At 71.9% G+C, this 14446-nt stretch carries 11 protein-coding genes; 4 read left to right on the top strand and 7 right to left on the bottom strand.

Translation table 11 applies throughout. From position 1 onward, the window contains the following. Positions 1 to 138: 138 nt before the first annotated feature. Positions 139 to 2394, top strand: coding sequence for a putative bifunctional diguanylate cyclase/phosphodiesterase (locus tag ACFQS1_RS09545; RefSeq protein WP_378965903.1), 2256 nt, complete (start codon positions 139 to 141; stop codon positions 2392 to 2394). Here the strand turns inward: ACFQS1_RS09545 and ACFQS1_RS09550 are convergent. Continuing rightward, a complete protein-coding gene (locus ACFQS1_RS09550) occupies positions 2341 to 2559 on the bottom strand; it encodes a hypothetical protein (RefSeq protein ID WP_378965905.1) in 219 nt (72 codons plus the stop codon). The genes ACFQS1_RS09545 and ACFQS1_RS09550 overlap by 54 nt on opposite strands. 93 nt (positions 2560 to 2652) lie before the next feature. On the opposite strand from ACFQS1_RS09550, the gene ACFQS1_RS09555 reads away from it, so the two are divergent. After that, complete coding sequence (locus ACFQS1_RS09555) at positions 2653 to 3246, top strand: CGNR zinc finger domain-containing protein (protein ID WP_378965907.1); 594 nt, start codon at positions 2653 to 2655, stop codon at positions 3244 to 3246. Between the two features lie 17 nt (positions 3247 to 3263). Here ACFQS1_RS09555 and ACFQS1_RS09560 read toward each other — a convergent pair whose 3' ends face one another. Continuing rightward, positions 3264 to 5540, bottom strand: coding sequence for a putative bifunctional diguanylate cyclase/phosphodiesterase (locus tag ACFQS1_RS09560; protein ID WP_378965910.1), 2277 nt, complete (start codon positions 5538 to 5540; stop codon positions 3264 to 3266). A 94-nt stretch (positions 5541 to 5634) separates the two neighbouring features. On the opposite strand from ACFQS1_RS09560, the gene ACFQS1_RS09565 reads away from it, so the two are divergent. Together ACFQS1_RS09565 and pseI are read left to right on the top strand one after the other, a co-directional pair. After that, complete coding sequence (locus ACFQS1_RS09565; RefSeq protein WP_378965912.1) at positions 5635 to 6087, top strand: GNAT family N-acetyltransferase; 453 nt, start codon at positions 5635 to 5637, stop codon at positions 6085 to 6087. Continuing rightward, complete coding sequence (pseI, locus tag ACFQS1_RS09570; protein ID WP_378965914.1) at positions 6087 to 7115, top strand: pseudaminic acid synthase; 1029 nt, start codon at positions 6087 to 6089, stop codon at positions 7113 to 7115. Before ACFQS1_RS09565 ends, pseI begins: the two co-directional genes overlap by 1 nt. A 236-nt stretch (positions 7116 to 7351) precedes the next feature. Here pseI and ACFQS1_RS09575 read toward each other — a convergent pair whose 3' ends face one another. The 5 genes from ACFQS1_RS09575 to ACFQS1_RS09595 form a co-directional block, all read right to left on the bottom strand. Beyond that, complete coding sequence (locus ACFQS1_RS09575) at positions 7352 to 9148, bottom strand: hypothetical protein (RefSeq protein WP_378965917.1); 1797 nt, start codon at positions 9146 to 9148, stop codon at positions 7352 to 7354. 379 nt (positions 9149 to 9527) lie between these two features. Continuing rightward, positions 9528 to 11747: an MMPL family transporter gene (locus tag ACFQS1_RS09580; protein WP_378965919.1), complete on the bottom strand. Its 2220-nt coding sequence runs from the start codon at positions 11745 to 11747 to the stop codon at positions 9528 to 9530. Positions 11748 to 11818: 71 nt separating this feature from the next. After that, positions 11819 to 12463, bottom strand: a complete 645-nt coding sequence (locus tag ACFQS1_RS09585; RefSeq protein WP_378965922.1) for a LuxR C-terminal-related transcriptional regulator — start codon at positions 12461 to 12463, stop codon at positions 11819 to 11821. A gap of 27 nt (positions 12464 to 12490) precedes the next feature. Further along, positions 12491 to 13804 (bottom strand): sensor histidine kinase, encoded by a 1314-nt coding sequence (locus ACFQS1_RS09590; protein WP_378965924.1) that lies wholly within the window; start codon positions 13802 to 13804, stop codon positions 12491 to 12493. A gap of 97 nt (positions 13805 to 13901) precedes the next feature. After that, positions 13902 to 14399, bottom strand: coding sequence for a MarR family winged helix-turn-helix transcriptional regulator (locus ACFQS1_RS09595; protein WP_378965926.1), 498 nt, complete (start codon positions 14397 to 14399; stop codon positions 13902 to 13904). Between the last annotated feature and the right edge of the window lie 47 nt (positions 14400 to 14446).

Consider the following 14446-nt stretch of genomic DNA (forward strand, 5'->3'; position numbering starts at 1 on the left):
ATACCGCTCTCAATGGCACCTTACGGACAAATCGCGTGCCCGTTTCCCGGCGCCCCCTGCCCGGTTCGTGCCCGTGGGCGTCCGCTCGGGCGGCCCGGATTCTCTCAACTGCGCCCGGCCACGGCCGACTTGCAAACTGTGCAAGCGACTCAGCAACTGACGGAGTTCCTGTCCGTGGTCGCCGACCGTCCCGGCGGTCCGGCCGCGTACCACGCCGCCGTCGACTGCGCCGCCCGAGCACTGCACGCCGACCTGGCCGTGCTGCTGATCGACGACGGGGTGGCCGCGGCGGTCGGCGTCGACCCCGGCGCGGTTCCCGCCTACGCGCTGGGCGAGATCGCCGCGGGGCGCCGCGGCACGATCGAGCTTGCCGGTCACACGTACGCGATGACTTTCGCCGGCCTCGGCGGCGACGCCTCCGGCACGCTGGTCCTGGGCCGCCGCGCCGGGGCCTTCACCGCCGAGGAGATCACCCTGCTGCGCGGCATGGCCCGCGTCCTCGAGCTGAGCCTCAGCTCGCTGCAGCGCCTCGAGTCCGAGCGCCGGTACGCCGAGGAGAACGACCGCCTGATCGACTCGCTCCAGCAGCGGCAGCGCCTCTTCGAGAAGCTCACCGAGATCCAGCGCGCCATCGCCCGCCGCAACCCGCTCCAGAAGATCTTCGAGATCGTCACCGGCGCGGCCCGCGAGCTGCTCGGCGCCGACATGTCCTGCCTCAACCTGATCGACCGCGACGACCCGGCCATCGGCGGCACGGCCGCGGCCTCCGGGATGCCGCCCGAGTTCCTCGACCGCATGCAGCGCGTGCCGCTCGCCGCCGGCGGCGTCTCCGGCCTGGCCATCCTCGGCAACGAGCTGGTGATGGTCGAGGACTACGCGGTGTCGCCGATCGCCATCCCGGCGATCGCCCAGGCACAGCTGCGCGCGGTGATGGCCACGCCCGTGCACGAGAACGGGCAACCGGTCGGCAGCCTCACCGTCGGCATGTTCAGCGGGACCCGGGACTGGGACAAGCCGTCCCAGCAGCTGCTCAGGGCGTTCGCCGAGCACGTCAGCCTGGCGCTGACCGATGCGCGCACGCTCGAGGCGATGAACCAGGCGTTCCTCGACTCGCTGACCGGCCTGCCCAGCCGGGCGCTGTTCCAGACCCGGATGGAGGAGATGCTCGGCGGCTGCACGATCGGCCTGGCCGCGCTCTTCGTCGACCTCGACCGGTTCAAGATCGTGAACGACTCGCTCGGCCACGCCGCCGGCGACCACCTCCTGCTGGGCGTCGCCGACCGGATCCGCTCCTGCCTGCGCGACTGCGACACCGCGGCCCGGCTCGGCGGCGACGAGTTCGCCGTGCTGCTGCCCGGGCTCTCCTCGGCCGAGGAGGCCACGCCGGTCGCCCGGCGGCTGCTCGAACGGCTACGCGAGCCCTTCGACCTCAACGGCGCCGAGGCCTTCGTCAGCGCGAGCATCGGAATCGCGTACAGCCGGCCGGGCGAGCACACGGCCCAGGCGCTGATGGTCGACGCCGACCTGGCCATGTACCAGGCCAAGAAGCACGGCAAGGACCGGTACGAGCTGTTCGAGCCGGACATGCGGGCCGAGTTCCAGGCCACCGTCGACCTGGAGGCCGACCTGCGGCGCGCGGTCGTGCGGCACGAGTTCGAGCTGCGCTACCAGCCGATCGTCCACCTCGCCACCGGCGACATCACCGGCGTCGAGGCGCTGATCCGCTGGCAGCACCCGCGCCGCGGCGAGGTCGCGCCGGCCGATTTCATCCCGCTCGCCGAGGAGACCGGCCTGATCGTGCCGATCGGCGAGTGGGTGCTGCGCGAGGCCACCACGCGCGTCGCCGAGTGGAACGAGCGCCGCGCGGGCCGCCCCCTCTCGGTCAGCGTGAACATCTCGGCGGTGCAACTGGAGCAGTGCGTGCTGCCGCAGGTGGTGCAGGCGGCGCTGGACGCGAGCGGACTGCCGGCCGACCGCCTGATCCTCGAGCTGACCGAAACGCTGCTGGTCGACCACCGCGCGGCGACGCTGCACCGCCTGGAGGCGATCAAGGCCCTGGGCGTACGCCTGGCGATCGACGACTTCGGCACCGGCTACTCGTCGCTGGCGTACCTGCGCCGTTTCCCGGTCGACATCATCAAAATCGACAAGTCCTTCGTGGACGATGTCGTCGACGAGCCGACCGCGGCGGCCCTGACCCACGGCATCATCCAGCTGGGCCGGGCGCTGCAACTGTCGACCATCGCCGAGGGCATCGAGCACGCCGGCCAGCTCTCGTCGCTGACCGGCGGCAACTGCGAGTTGGGCCAGGGTTACTACTTCGCCGAGCCGCTGACCCGCTCAGCACTCGATGACTTGCTGTTTCCGGTCCACCGGCCCGACGGCGGCAATTAGCCGACGGCCGTCCAGGCGATCGGCCAGCCGGTGCAGCGCGCCGGCCGTCCGCACGCGCAGCCGGCCCGGCGGCCGCTCCGGAATCACCGGGCTGTCCGGCAGCGCGGAGTGGCTCATTTTGGTGGCGGCGTCGCTGAACAGTGCAATCAGCCCTAGTTCCTGCATCGGACGATCCTCTCGTTGGTGATGCGAGCTAAGCTGGTTTCACTGGAAACATTACCGCATCTGATGCGGGTCAAACAGACTTTGGTGGAATCAATGTCAGCATTCGCCAACCTGGACCTCTTCGGCGGCGCCGCCTGCCTGGACTTCGCCAACTCCCTCGACGCGCGCGGCACCGAGCGTCCCGAGGAATACCTGCACACCTACGCCGACCTGGTGGCGTGGGGACGCTTCGCCGGCGTGCTCGACGAGCCCACCGCCCGGCGGCTCACCGGCGACCACCCCGAGGTCCTGCGCACCGCGCTCGGCCTGCGCGAGGCGATCTTCCAGGTCTTCGTGGCCATCGGCCGCGGCCGGGACGCGCCCGCGGACGCGCTGGCAACCGTGCAGGCGCGCTACGCCGAGGCGATGGCCGTCGCCCGGCTCGCCCCCGGCGGCGACGGCTTCGACTGGCAGTTCGACGCCGACGACCCCGGCCGCGCCTGGTGGCCGATGGCGGTCTCCGCGGTCCGGCTGCTCACCGGCGGCCCGCTGGACCGGGTGAAGGTCTGCGCGGCCGAGGCCGGGTGCATCGGCCTGTTCGTGGACACCAGCAAGAACCGCAGCCGCCGGTGGTGCACGATGGACGGCTGCGGCGTCGATGCCAAGGTCAAGCGCCAGGCCCGGCGGCGCGCCGGGTCGCGGAGCTGACGGCGGGACGACCGAGGTCAGGCCGCCGCCGCCGAGGTGAGCAGCTCGCCGAACTCCGCCGGCGACAGTGGACGCGCGAAGAGGAAACCCTGCGCCGTCCGGTACCCGAGCTCGTGCAGCAGCTCCGCCTGATCCGGCGTCTCGACGCCCTCGGCGATGGTCTGCAGGCCCAGCGAGTCGGCCAGCCGCAGCACCGTGGCGGCCATCGGCGCCCGCTCCGCCCGGGTGACCGAGCCGTCCAGCTTGAGCTGGTCGATCGGGCAGTCGTGCAGCATGGTGAGCGTCGAGTGGCCGGTCCCGAAATCGTCCAGCGACACGCGGACGCCCAGCGACCGCAGCGCCGTCAGGGTGGTCGCCGACTCGCCCGGGTCCCCCGGCATCGACTCGGTGAGCTCCAGCGTGATCCGGTGCGGCTCGATCCCGTACTCGTCGAGAAGGGCCGCCACCTCGGCGGCGAACTCCGGCTCGCGCAGGTCCCGCGGAGAGACATTGATGTTGAGTACGGCCGGGGCGTCCGCGCCATGGGTGGCCGTCCAGTCGGCCAGCTGGCGGACGGCCGCCCGCAGCACCCACCGGCTCAGCGGCACGATCAGCCCGGTCCGCTCGGCCACCGGCAGGAAGGTCCGCGGCGGCATCGTGCCGTGCGTCGGATGCGCCCAGCGCACCAGCGCCTCCGCCCCGAGCACCCGCCGGTCCGGCAGCGCCACGATCGGCTGGTAGAGCAGGTAGAGCTGCCCGTCGTCGATCGCCTCGCGCAGCTCGGCGCCGAGGTGGGCGTGATCCGTGCCGGCCCGGGCCATGTCCGGCGTGAAGTGCAGCGACGCGGTGCCCGGGATGCCCTTGGCGGCGTACATCGCGATGTCGGCGCGACGCAGCAGCATGCTGGCGTCGTCGCCGGAGTGCCCGTCGGCGATCCCGATGCTGGCCCGGATCGGCAGCTCGTGCCCGCCGGCGAGGACCGGCGGGCGCAGCGCCTCGATCATCCGCTCGGCGGCGAGATCGGCGGCGGCCGGGTCGGCGCCGTCGAGCACCACCACGAACTCGTCGCCGCCGAGCCGGGCCACCGTGTCCTCGGCGCGGATGCAGGCGTCGAGCCGCTGGGCCACCGCGATCAGCAGCAGGTCGCCGATCTCGTGGCCGAGGGTGTCGTTGACCTCCTTGAAGTCGTCGAGGTCGATGAGGGCGACCGCGACCGGCCGCTCGCCGGGCGCGGTGAGCGCCTTGTCGAGGCGCTCGTGGAAGAGCGCGCGGTTGGGCAGCTGGGTCAGCGCGTCGTGGGTGGCGCCGTGGTCGAGGCGCTTGAGCAGGCGCCCGTTGTCGAGGAACGCGGTGATCTGGCGGACCACGACCAGGACGGTCAGCGCCACCGCGCTGATCACGATGACCCGGCGGTCGGCGGCGTGGTCCGGCAGGGCGACGCTGAGCAGCAGGCCGTCGACCGCGGCGATGGCGACGTAGGGCAGGAAGCTGAACGAGCGGCGGCGGGGCTCGCGGACGCCGCGGCGGGGGCTGTAGTCGGCGGCGCGCTGGCGCTCGGCCGCCCAGGACGCGAAGAAGAAGATCAGCGGCATGCTGACCATGTCCGGGAACAGGCGCGCGTCGAGCGGCTCGATCAGCGGGCGCAGGGTGGGACCGACCGCGCCGATCAGCACCGCGACGCCGATCCGCTGCAGCGCGCCGCGGTCCAGGAACCCGGCCGGCCGGGTCAGCAGGACCTTGGCGACGGCGAAGACGGCGACCAGCGCGAGGGAGGTCAGCGCCAGCGAGATGTAGATGATCTTCTCGTCGCCGCCGTCCAGGGCGTACCGGGTGGAGAAGTGCCAGGCGAAGACGGCACAGGCCAGCATGACCGTGCCGGCGTCGAGCATGATGCGGAACAGCTCGCCCCGGCTCTGCTTCCCGAACGGCAGCCGCAGCAGCGCATAGATGATCAAGACGATCGCCAGGCCGTCGAAGAACATCTGGCCGGCGCCGACGTGCAGGCCGGCCGGATCGGCCGCGGTGACGATGTCGTACGCCTGGGCTAAGCTCCCGAGTGCGACGAGGAGGGCCGCCGCGACCAGATGCCGCCAGAACCGCCGGGTGGGATCGGGCAGGCGCTCAACCCGGGCCGTACGCCAGAAGTTGACCACCAGCAGCACGGAGCCGGCGACGCTGGGCAGCCACAGCAGGGACCAGGGCACGAGCGGGCGGACCGCGTTGATCGCGAAGAGCAGCACCGCGAGCAGCGTGAGTACGGCGGAGGCGAGCAGCATCCGGCCGGACGCCGTGATCCGTGACCAGAGCCCGCCCATCCGTCAGCCTCCTCCACCCGCTTCTGGAGGCCTTGGATCGGCCGGGCCGGGCCGGACATGAGGATTCGCCGGTCGGCGACCCATAATCTGAGGTGTGCTTCGACCCGCCGCGTACGCCGACCGCGATCTGATCCTCCCCTGGCGCAACCACCCCTCGGTGCGCGCCGTGAGCCTGACCACGCACGAGATCCAGCCCGAGGAGCACGCGCGCTGGTGGGAAAAGCACTGGCAGAGCGTCCTGATCTACGAGGACGATCGGGGCACTCCCGCCGGGGTCGTGATCTTCGACGGCAACACCTGGTCCTTCTATCTGGATACCGTGGGCCTCGGCGACCGCCTCCTGCCCGCCTGGATGCGGCTGGAGAAGGAAGCGGTCGAGTACGCGTTCGGCACGCTCGGCCTCGAGACCCTCGGCGGCGAGACGCTCGCCGACAACACGCAGGTCCTGGCGCTGCACCGGCGCTTCGGCTTCAAGGAGACGCGCCGCTACGAGCGCCTCGTCGACGGCGAGACGAAAACGGTCGTCTGGACCGAGAGAGGGAAGTGATGGCACAGTTCGGGCCCGACAAGCGGCCGTACATCGTCGCGGAGATGTCCGGGAATCACAACGGCTCGCTCGACCGGGCGCTGGCCCTGGTCGACGCGGCGGCGGACGCCGGCGCCGACGCGATCAAAATCCAGACGTACACCGCCGACACCCTGACCCTGGACGTGAAGCACCCCCGGTTCCAGCTCTCCCAGGGACACGAGCTCTGGGGCGGCGAGTACCTCTACCAGCTGTACGAGCGGGCACACACCCCGTGGGACTGGCACCAGCCGATCTTCGACCGGGCCCGCGAGCGCGGCATCACCCCGTTCTCCAGCCCGTTCGACCCCACCGCCATCGACCTGCTCGAAAAGCTCGACGCGCCGATGTACAAGATCGCGTCCTCGGAGATCACCGACCTCCCGCTGATCCGCCTGGCCGCCGCCACCGGCAAGCCCGTGATCATCTCGACCGGCATGGCGTCGGTCAAGGAGATCGCCGCCGCGGTCGAGGCCGCCCAGGGCGCCGGCGCTTCCGAGGTCACGGTCCTGAGCTGCACCGCGTCGTACCCGGCTCCGCCGGCGGAGACCAACCTGCGCCGCATCCCGGTGCTGGCCCAGATGCTCGAGCTGCCGATCGGCCTCAGCGACCACACCCTCGGCATCGGCGTCCCGGTCGCGGCGGTCGCCTTCGGCGCCTGCCTGATCGAGAAGCACGTGACCCTCGACCGCGCCGACGGCGGCGTCGACTCGGCGTTCTCGCTCAACCCCGCCGAGCTCAAGCTGCTGCGCGAGGAGTCGGAGCGGGCGTGGCAGGCGCTCGGCACCACGCACATCGGCCCGACCGAGCACGAGAAGGAGGGCTTGCGCTTCCGCCGCTCGCTCTACGTGGTCACGGACGTGAAGGCCGGCGACACCGTCACCCCCGAGAACGTCCGCTCGATCCGCCCGACCGGCGGCCTCGAGCCCGACGCCATCAGCGCGGTCCTGGGCCGCACCTTCACCACCGACGCCGCGAAGGGCACCCCCCTGACCTGGGACCTCATCTGACCTGACCTCGACAGGCCCGCGCGCGATCCGGGTACGCGGGGGCCCATCGCGGTCATGGGGCGACCTTGATGACTTGCCGCGCGCGCCGAACGCGAAATCACCATCACCGAAAGCGCCCGCCCTCACCCGGCTGCGCGATCTTGATGACTTGGCGCACGCAGCGAACGCGAAGTCACCATCGAGCGCGAGCGCGAGCGAGCGCGAGTGTGGCGTCAGCAGCGGGCACGAGCGCAGCGTCAGCGGCGGAGGAGGCGTTTGATGGCCTTCTTGCCGTCGCGGGTGGCCAACCGGTACGCCTGGCGGCCGGCGATCAGGGCCTTGCCCGCCAGGCGGCGGCGGTAGAACTGGATCTCCAGGTCGAGCTTGCTCAGGGTGTTGTCGCGCGACTGGATGATCTGCTCGGTCCACTCCATCATCGCCAGCAGATGGCTCGCCTCGTAGCGCTGGCGCCAGAGCGCCTCGGTCAGCTCGCGGAAGCCGGGAATGTCGACGCTCGCGGTGCCGGCCGTGACCGCCAGCAGCTGCAGCCGGCGGGCGTCCTGCTCGGCCAGCGTGAGCTCGAACTCGGCCGCCTCGATCCGGACGTGCAGGTCGACGGCGGCCCGCAACTGCTCGTCGGTGACGCCCCTACCCACCATGCCGAGCAGGGTCGCGGTCAGCTCCACGGCGCTCGAGGTGATCGGCCACGGGTGCGGGCGGGCCGAGGTGATCAGCTGGACCGCGAAGGCCCACAGCGCGCGGACCAGGGCGGTCTCGTACTCGACCGGCTCGGTCGGCTGCCAGCGGGTCGGCAGCAGCACCGGGCCGTCGGGGGTGACCAGCACGTCGGCGAGGTCGGCGATGGCGGCGGGACCGTCGAGCGGCTGAGCCGACAGCCACGACTCGTACTGGCCCAGCTCGACCCGCAGCCGACGCAGGTCGGCGGTGGCGCAGAGGTGGAGCAGCCGCTCCTCCAGCGGGTAACCGGACTCGGCGGCGAGGGCGAGCGGCTCGGCGACGCGGCGCAGTCCGTCCCGCTCGATCGGGGACTCCAGGGGCTCGAGCACGGTGGTGGCGGCGCCGCGCACCTCGTACGCGAAAGTGCCGCGCGCGTCCCCCACCAGAAGCTCACCCGCCTCGGAAGGGTTCGCGCCCGCCCGGGCGATCAGCAGCCAGGCGGGGGCGATGGTCTCCTCGGCGCCGGCTCGCAGCGCGCGGGTGACCAGCACGCGCGGATCGCTCAGCACCGGACGGCCGCGGTAGGCCAGCGCGAACGCGTGGGACAGCACGGTACCGAGGCGGGGCCGCAGCGGCGACGAGACGTTGCCGAGCAGGCCCGGCCCGACCAGGACCGTGGGCACGCCCGGCTCGGGGAACGCCGCATAGGCCACGTCGACCGTCAGGCCCGCGTCGGTGAGCCGGGTGACCAGCTGATCGCGGGAGGCGGGCCGGTGGATGTCGTGGTCGTCGACCGGATACCACGCCGCGTCCTGGGCCTCGCGGCCGCCGGGCTCGAGCCGCACGGTGTGGTGCACGCCCAGCCGGTTGTCGTGCATGAGCAGGAGGGTGCCGTCGGCGCGCACCGCCGCGGCCAGCCGGTCGACCAGCTGGCCGGCGTCCATCTGCTCACCCTCGGCGGAGTTGAGCCGGTCAATGCCGTCGACGGCCACCACCAGGTCGAACGTTTCGGCTGGATCGAGTTTGACGGCGGCGCCGGCGAGCACGGTGACCTGCGGATGGGCGCGGGCCGACTCCTCGGCGTCGACCAGCGAGCGGAGCAGCCAGGTTACTGTGGCGCCGCCGTCGACCAGGACGGTGACCAGGTCGTCGGCGACCGGGCCGGCGACGAGGACGGCGCGTCCGGGGGCGGCGAGACCGCGGATCAGGTGGCGCAGCAGCGCGCCCCGCGGCGGCTGCGGACCGCGGCGAGGGTCGCGGTCGGTCCAGTTGAACATCTCGCCGCCGAGGCGCCGCAGGTTGTCCGCCGGGGGCGTGGTGAGGGCGGCGGCGTAGTCCGAACCCTGCGCGGGGATCAGGGCAGCGGCGTCGGACATACTTCTCCCTCTCGTCGGCATGCAGCGGCGGAAGCTACTACCCCAGGGTAAAACAGAGGTGAATTCCGCCGCCGAGCCCGATTTGTCGGATTTGTCCGCACTGGCCCCGTCCGCAAGTGAACTCACCGTACCCTGGCCCCCGGCGCGCGATCATTGCCGCCCGGAACAACAATCCTCCTTCGCGTCGCCTACAGTGGACGCTCAACGTGAATAATTTTCAAAGGACCGAGGTCGAGCCCTCCCCCGGGCTCCCCGGAAACGGCCGGCGGACGCCGCCACGTCCCCCGGCCGCTCGCCGCCGGCCCGGCGCGGGGTCTTGCCCCCATCCTGTGCCGGGCCGGCTCGCGTGCGGCGCCGATCAAACAACCCCCGCGCGGGCTCAGCCGACCGGCGTGAGCTCGCGGTCGCCCTGCGGGGCAACGGCCGGCGCCGGCTCGTGCGCGATCTGCGGAAGCCAGCCCAGCCACCGCGGCAGCCACCAGTTCTTCTCGCCGAGCAGCGCCATCATCGCCGGCAACAGCACCGCCCGGATGATCGTCGCGTCCAGCAGGACCGCCGCCGCCAGGCCCACGCCCAGCTGCTTGGTCGAGGCCAGCGGCAGCGTAGCGAAGAGCGCGAACACCGCCACCATCACCACGGCCGCGCTGGTGATGACCCCGGCGGTGCGGCCGATGCCCTCGCGCACCGCCTGCCGGGTCGGCAGGCCGCGGTCGTAGCCCTCGCGGATCCGGCTCAGCACGAAGACGTGGTAGTCCATCGACAAGCCGAACAGGATGATGAACAGGAACAACGGCATCCAGTTGGTGATCCCGCCCGCGGCCTGGAACTGAAGCTGCCTCTCGAAGTGGCCGTATTGAAAGACATAGACCAGCATTCCGTACGCCGCCGCGACCGACAGCAGATTGAGCACCACCCCCGTGATCGCCACCACGACCGAGCGGAACGAGATCAGCAGCAACAGGAACGCCAGTCCGAGCACGAAGCCGAACACCCACGGCAGGCTGGCGTCCAGCCGGGCGTTGAAGTCGGCGTCACCCGCCCGCTCGCCGGTGACCAGCGCGGTCGCGCCGTCCACCCGGCCGAAGGTCGCGGGCACCACGTCTTCGCGGAGCGTGCCGAGCGCGTCGTCGCCGACCAGGCCGACCGAGACGATCGCGACCGTGCCGGCCGGGTTGATCCGCACCTCGACCGGGCCGGTGAGCTTGCCCCCGCTGCCCGAGACCGCCTTCTTGAAGCCGGCCAGCGAGGAGTCGAACGCCGCTCCCTTGACCGTCGACGCCTGGACCACGACCTCGGCCGGCGAGGTCTTGCTCGGGAACGCCGCGTCGACCACCTTGAACGCCTGCACGATCGGCGCCTTGGGCGACAGGTCCTCGATGCCCTCGGCCTTGGTCCGCAGGTCGAACACCGGCGAGGCGATCGCGGCCAGCGCGCCGACCGCGACGACCGCCGAGATCAGCGGCTTGGCCAGCACCATGCCGAGGAACGCGTGCCAGGCCCGGCCGTCGCTGCGCCGGCGATACAGCCCGGGGATCTTGACCGCGTCGACCTTGTCGCCCAGCGCGGCCAGCATCGCCGGCAGCACGGTGAGCGAGCCCAGCACGGCGGTGGCGACCACCAGGATCGTGCCCACCGCGAAGCTCACGAAGGTGGCGTCGTAGGTGAAGAACATGCCGGCCATCGCCACGATCACGGTGAGGCCGGAGACCCAGATCGACCGCCCCGACGTCTGGGCCGCGACCACCAGCGCCCGGTGGGTATCGGCGCCGGCCCGGCGCTCGTCGCGTTCCCGCTTGATGTAGAAGAGGCAGTAGTCGACCCCCACCGCCAGGCCGACCAGCAGCATCACGTGCATCGTGGTGTCGACCGTGGGCGCCAGCCGGCTGGCCGCCGCGAGCAGCCCGACCGCCGCCACCACCGCGGTGACCGCCAGTGCGACCGGCAGCAGCGCCGCCACCACCGCGCCGAAGGCGACCAGCAGGATGCCCAGGGTGACCGGGATCGACAGCAGGCCGAGCCGGTTCAGGCCCCGGTCCAGATCGTCGCCGATCAGCTTGTCGCCGCTGGCATCGCCGCCCTCGGCGATGTAGAGGTCGGGGTGCGCGGCCTGCACCTCGGCGACCGTGTCGAGGGCCGGGCCCACCCGGTCCTTCGCGGTCTCCGGGTCGCCGGCGATGCTGAAGGTGACCAGCGACGACCGCTTGTCCGGCGACTCGATCGCGGGCTGCACGCCGGTCACATCGGCGGTGTTCGTCAGCTGCTTGGTCACGTCGGCTACGGCGGCGGCGCGGTCCGTGCCCGCCCGGTTCTGCACGATGACCATCTCGCCGGCGAGCTGCTCCGGGAAGCCGGCCGCCTCGACGATCCGGTCGGCCCGGCCCGAGTCGCCGTGCCCCTGGTCGGCCCCGGTGGCCTCGCGCGTGCCCAGGTGTCCACTCAGGATCGTCACGCCCACCACGAAAGCGATCCACCCGAGGATCGCGAGCGTCCGATGACGGGCGCTCCACATCGCGGCCCGCGCCGCGATTCCCTTGACGTTCAGTCCGCCTTCAGTCCGCTTTTGGGTGGCGGGCGGGGCGGTTGGATGGCGGTTCCTCATGGGAACGACGCTATGGAGAAGGCCGATCGCGATCGATGCGGCAGACTCCCGCATTCGCGGTAGTGCTAGCCCTACCCCTGCAAGTAGGCCAGCACCGCCAGCACCCGGCGGTGCTGTTCCTCGTCCTGGTGGAGGTCGAGCTTGGTGAAGATGTTGCGGACGTGCTTCTCCACCGCGCCCTCGGTGACCACCATCTTGCGGGCGATCGCGGTGTTGGACATGCCCTCCGCCATCAGCCCGAGCACCTCGCGCTCGCGCGGCGTGAGGTTGCGCAGCGGGTCGTCGCGGCGGCGGCGCACCAGCAGTTGGCCGACCACCTCGGGGTCGAGCACCGTGCCGCCGGCGGCCACCCGGCGCAGGCCGTCGAGGAACTCGGCGACCTGGGACACACGGTCCTTCAGCAGATAGCCGACCGCGCCCAGGCGGTCGGCGAGCAGGTCGTCGGCGTACGAGACCTCGACGTACTGGGAGAGCACGAGGATCGGGCTGCCGGGCACCAGCGAGCGGGCCTCCACGGCGGCCCGCAGGCCCTCGTCGGTGTGTGTGGGCGGCATGCGCACGTCCACGATGGACACATCCGGCTTGTGCTCGGCGATCGCGGACACGAGGGAAGGCCCGTCGCCGACGGCCGCCACCACGGTGTGGCCGTTCTCCTCGACGAGCCTTATCAAGCCCTCGCGCAGCAGTACCGCGTCATCAGCAATTACGACCCGCATGCCGCCATGCTGTCAGATTGCCGGGCCTCAGAGGGGCAGGGCGGCCGTGAGCCGCGTCCCTGCGCCGACCGGGCTGTCGACCGCGAGCACGCCGCCGGCCGCGCGGACCCGGTCGTCGAGCCCGGCCAGGCCGTGCCCCTTGGCGAGGCTGGCGCCGCCCACGCCGTCGTCGGCGACAGTGACCATCAGGCCGGTGGCGATGCGCTGGACGCTGACCTGCACCTCGCTGGCCTGGCTGTGCTTCGCCACGTTGGTCAGCGCCTCGGCGACCACGAAGTAGGCGGTCGACTCGACGGCCGGGGCGAGCCGCTCGAACGTGGGCGCGTCCAGGTCGACCGGAACGGTGCAGCGGCCGGCCAGCGCGGTGAGCGCGGCCTGCAGGCCACGGTCGACCAGGATCGGCGGGGCGATGCCGCGGGACAGGGCGCGCAGCTCGTCGAGGGTCTCCCGGGTCTGAGTGAGCGCCTCGGTGATGGTGGCGCGGGCCGCGTCGGGGTCGGTGGCGAACTGCTGCTCGGCGCGGCCCAGATCCATGGCCAGCCGGACCAGGCGCTGCTGTGGCCCGTCGTGGATGTCGCGCTCGAGCTTGCGCAGGGCGGTGGCCTCGGCCGACACGGCGGCGGCCTTCTGCTGCTGGGCCAGCTCGCGGCCGGCCTCGGCCTGGGCGACCTGCTCGCGCAGCTCGTTGACCCCGCTCAACAGGCCCCGGGCGAACCAGCCTTCGAGCAGGGCGGCCCCGCGGACCACCCAGTACAGCGTGCCGGCGAAGAAGATGCCGGCGGCCAGGTAGAACGCGACCTTGGTGCCGTAGCTGCCGTCGAAGCCGAGCAGCTCGGGCAGGTCCTGGTCGTCCGGGCCGTCCGGCAGCGACCAGCCCCAGAGGCCCCAGCTGAGGCCGCCGAGCGCGCCCGCCCACCAGGTGATCACGAAGGAGAACGCGATCGTGCTCGGGATGAAGCGGAACACGCCGTGCAGCAGATCGAGCCAGCTCTGGCCGTCGGCGAGCGGGGTGAACACCCGGCGGACGAAGCTGTCGTCCTTGGGTTTCTTGTAATACGGGTGCTGGAGGCTGCGGTGGAAGACCGGGCCGATCCGCGCGCGCTCGAACACGGCGAAGCCGCGAGCCACATACATGGTGGCGAGCAGGATCGGCAGCCCGACCCAGATGACGAGCGTGCCGACACCGGTCCAGAACAGGGTCGTGAGCAGCGAGACGGTGAGAATCCCGATCGGGAAGCCGAGCAGGACGTACTGCGTGTCGATGCCGATCTGGCGCAGCATCCGGACCGGCGCGGAGAGGGCGGGGGCGGGGGTCATCGTCATGTCATCGACGCTAGACATCGGCGGCCTCCTCCCCGATCCCGCTGACCGCCGAATCAGCGGTAGGGCTAACCCTACGTTCGCGGGCGACGGCGCGGGGGCGTGACGTCGCCTACGCTCACCGGCGGCGGCGCGGGGGTCGTGCCGCCGCGGATCGGGGCGGGGCGGCCCGCATCCGGTCGCGGACCCGGCCCAGGATGTCGGCGATGGCGGCCACGTCGTCCGGGGTGAGCGCGTCCAGCAGGAGCCGGCGGACCACCTCGACGTGGCCGGGCATGGCGCGGTCGAGGGCGGCGCGCCCGGCCGGGGTCAGCGTGACGGTCACGCTGCGTTCGTCGACCGCTCCGGGCGTACGCGTCACCAGCCCCGCCTTTTCCAGCTGGCCGGCCTGATAGGTGAGCCCACTACGGCTGTAGACGAGCCCGTCGGCCAGGTCGGTCATCCGCAGCTGGGTGGCCGGCGCCCCGCTGAGCCGGGCGAGGATCTGGAATTGCGGCACGGTCAGCCCGGCGTCGCGCAGCTGCTGCTCGACGGCGTGCTCGATCAGGCTGGACACCTCGCTAAGCACCAGATAGGCCCCGAGCTGATCCGGCGGCAGCGGAGTGTGGTCGGTCACCCCGCCATTCTATTTGCTTCGAATTCGAAGCGAGCTATGGTCGCAGG

The organism is Paractinoplanes rhizophilus (genome assembly GCF_042664765.1).
Classification (GTDB): Bacteria; Actinomycetota; Actinomycetes; order Mycobacteriales; family Micromonosporaceae; genus Actinoplanes; species Actinoplanes rhizophilus.

Coding starts and splice junctions, on each gene's coding strand:
- ACFQS1_RS09580 (WP_378965919.1), bottom strand. CDS start 11,747: ATGAGGAACCGCCATCCAACCGCCCCGCCCGCCACCCAAAAGCGGACT.
- ACFQS1_RS09590 (WP_378965924.1), bottom strand. CDS start 13,804: ATGTCTAGCGTCGATGACATGACGATGACCCCCGCCCCCGCCCTCTCC.
- ACFQS1_RS09555 (WP_378965907.1), top strand. CDS start 2,653: ATGTCAGCATTCGCCAACCTGGACCTCTTCGGCGGCGCCGCCTGCCTG.
- ACFQS1_RS09585 (WP_378965922.1), bottom strand. CDS start 12,463: ATGCGGGTCGTAATTGCTGATGACGCGGTACTGCTGCGCGAGGGCTTG.
- ACFQS1_RS09550 (WP_378965905.1), bottom strand. CDS start 2,559: ATGCAGGAACTAGGGCTGATTGCACTGTTCAGCGACGCCGCCACCAAA.
- ACFQS1_RS09575 (WP_378965917.1), bottom strand. CDS start 9,148: ATGTCCGACGCCGCTGCCCTGATCCCCGCGCAGGGTTCGGACTACGCC.
- ACFQS1_RS09560 (WP_378965910.1), bottom strand. CDS start 5,540: ATGGGCGGGCTCTGGTCACGGATCACGGCGTCCGGCCGGATGCTGCTC.
- pseI (WP_378965914.1), top strand. CDS start 6,087: ATGGCACAGTTCGGGCCCGACAAGCGGCCGTACATCGTCGCGGAGATG.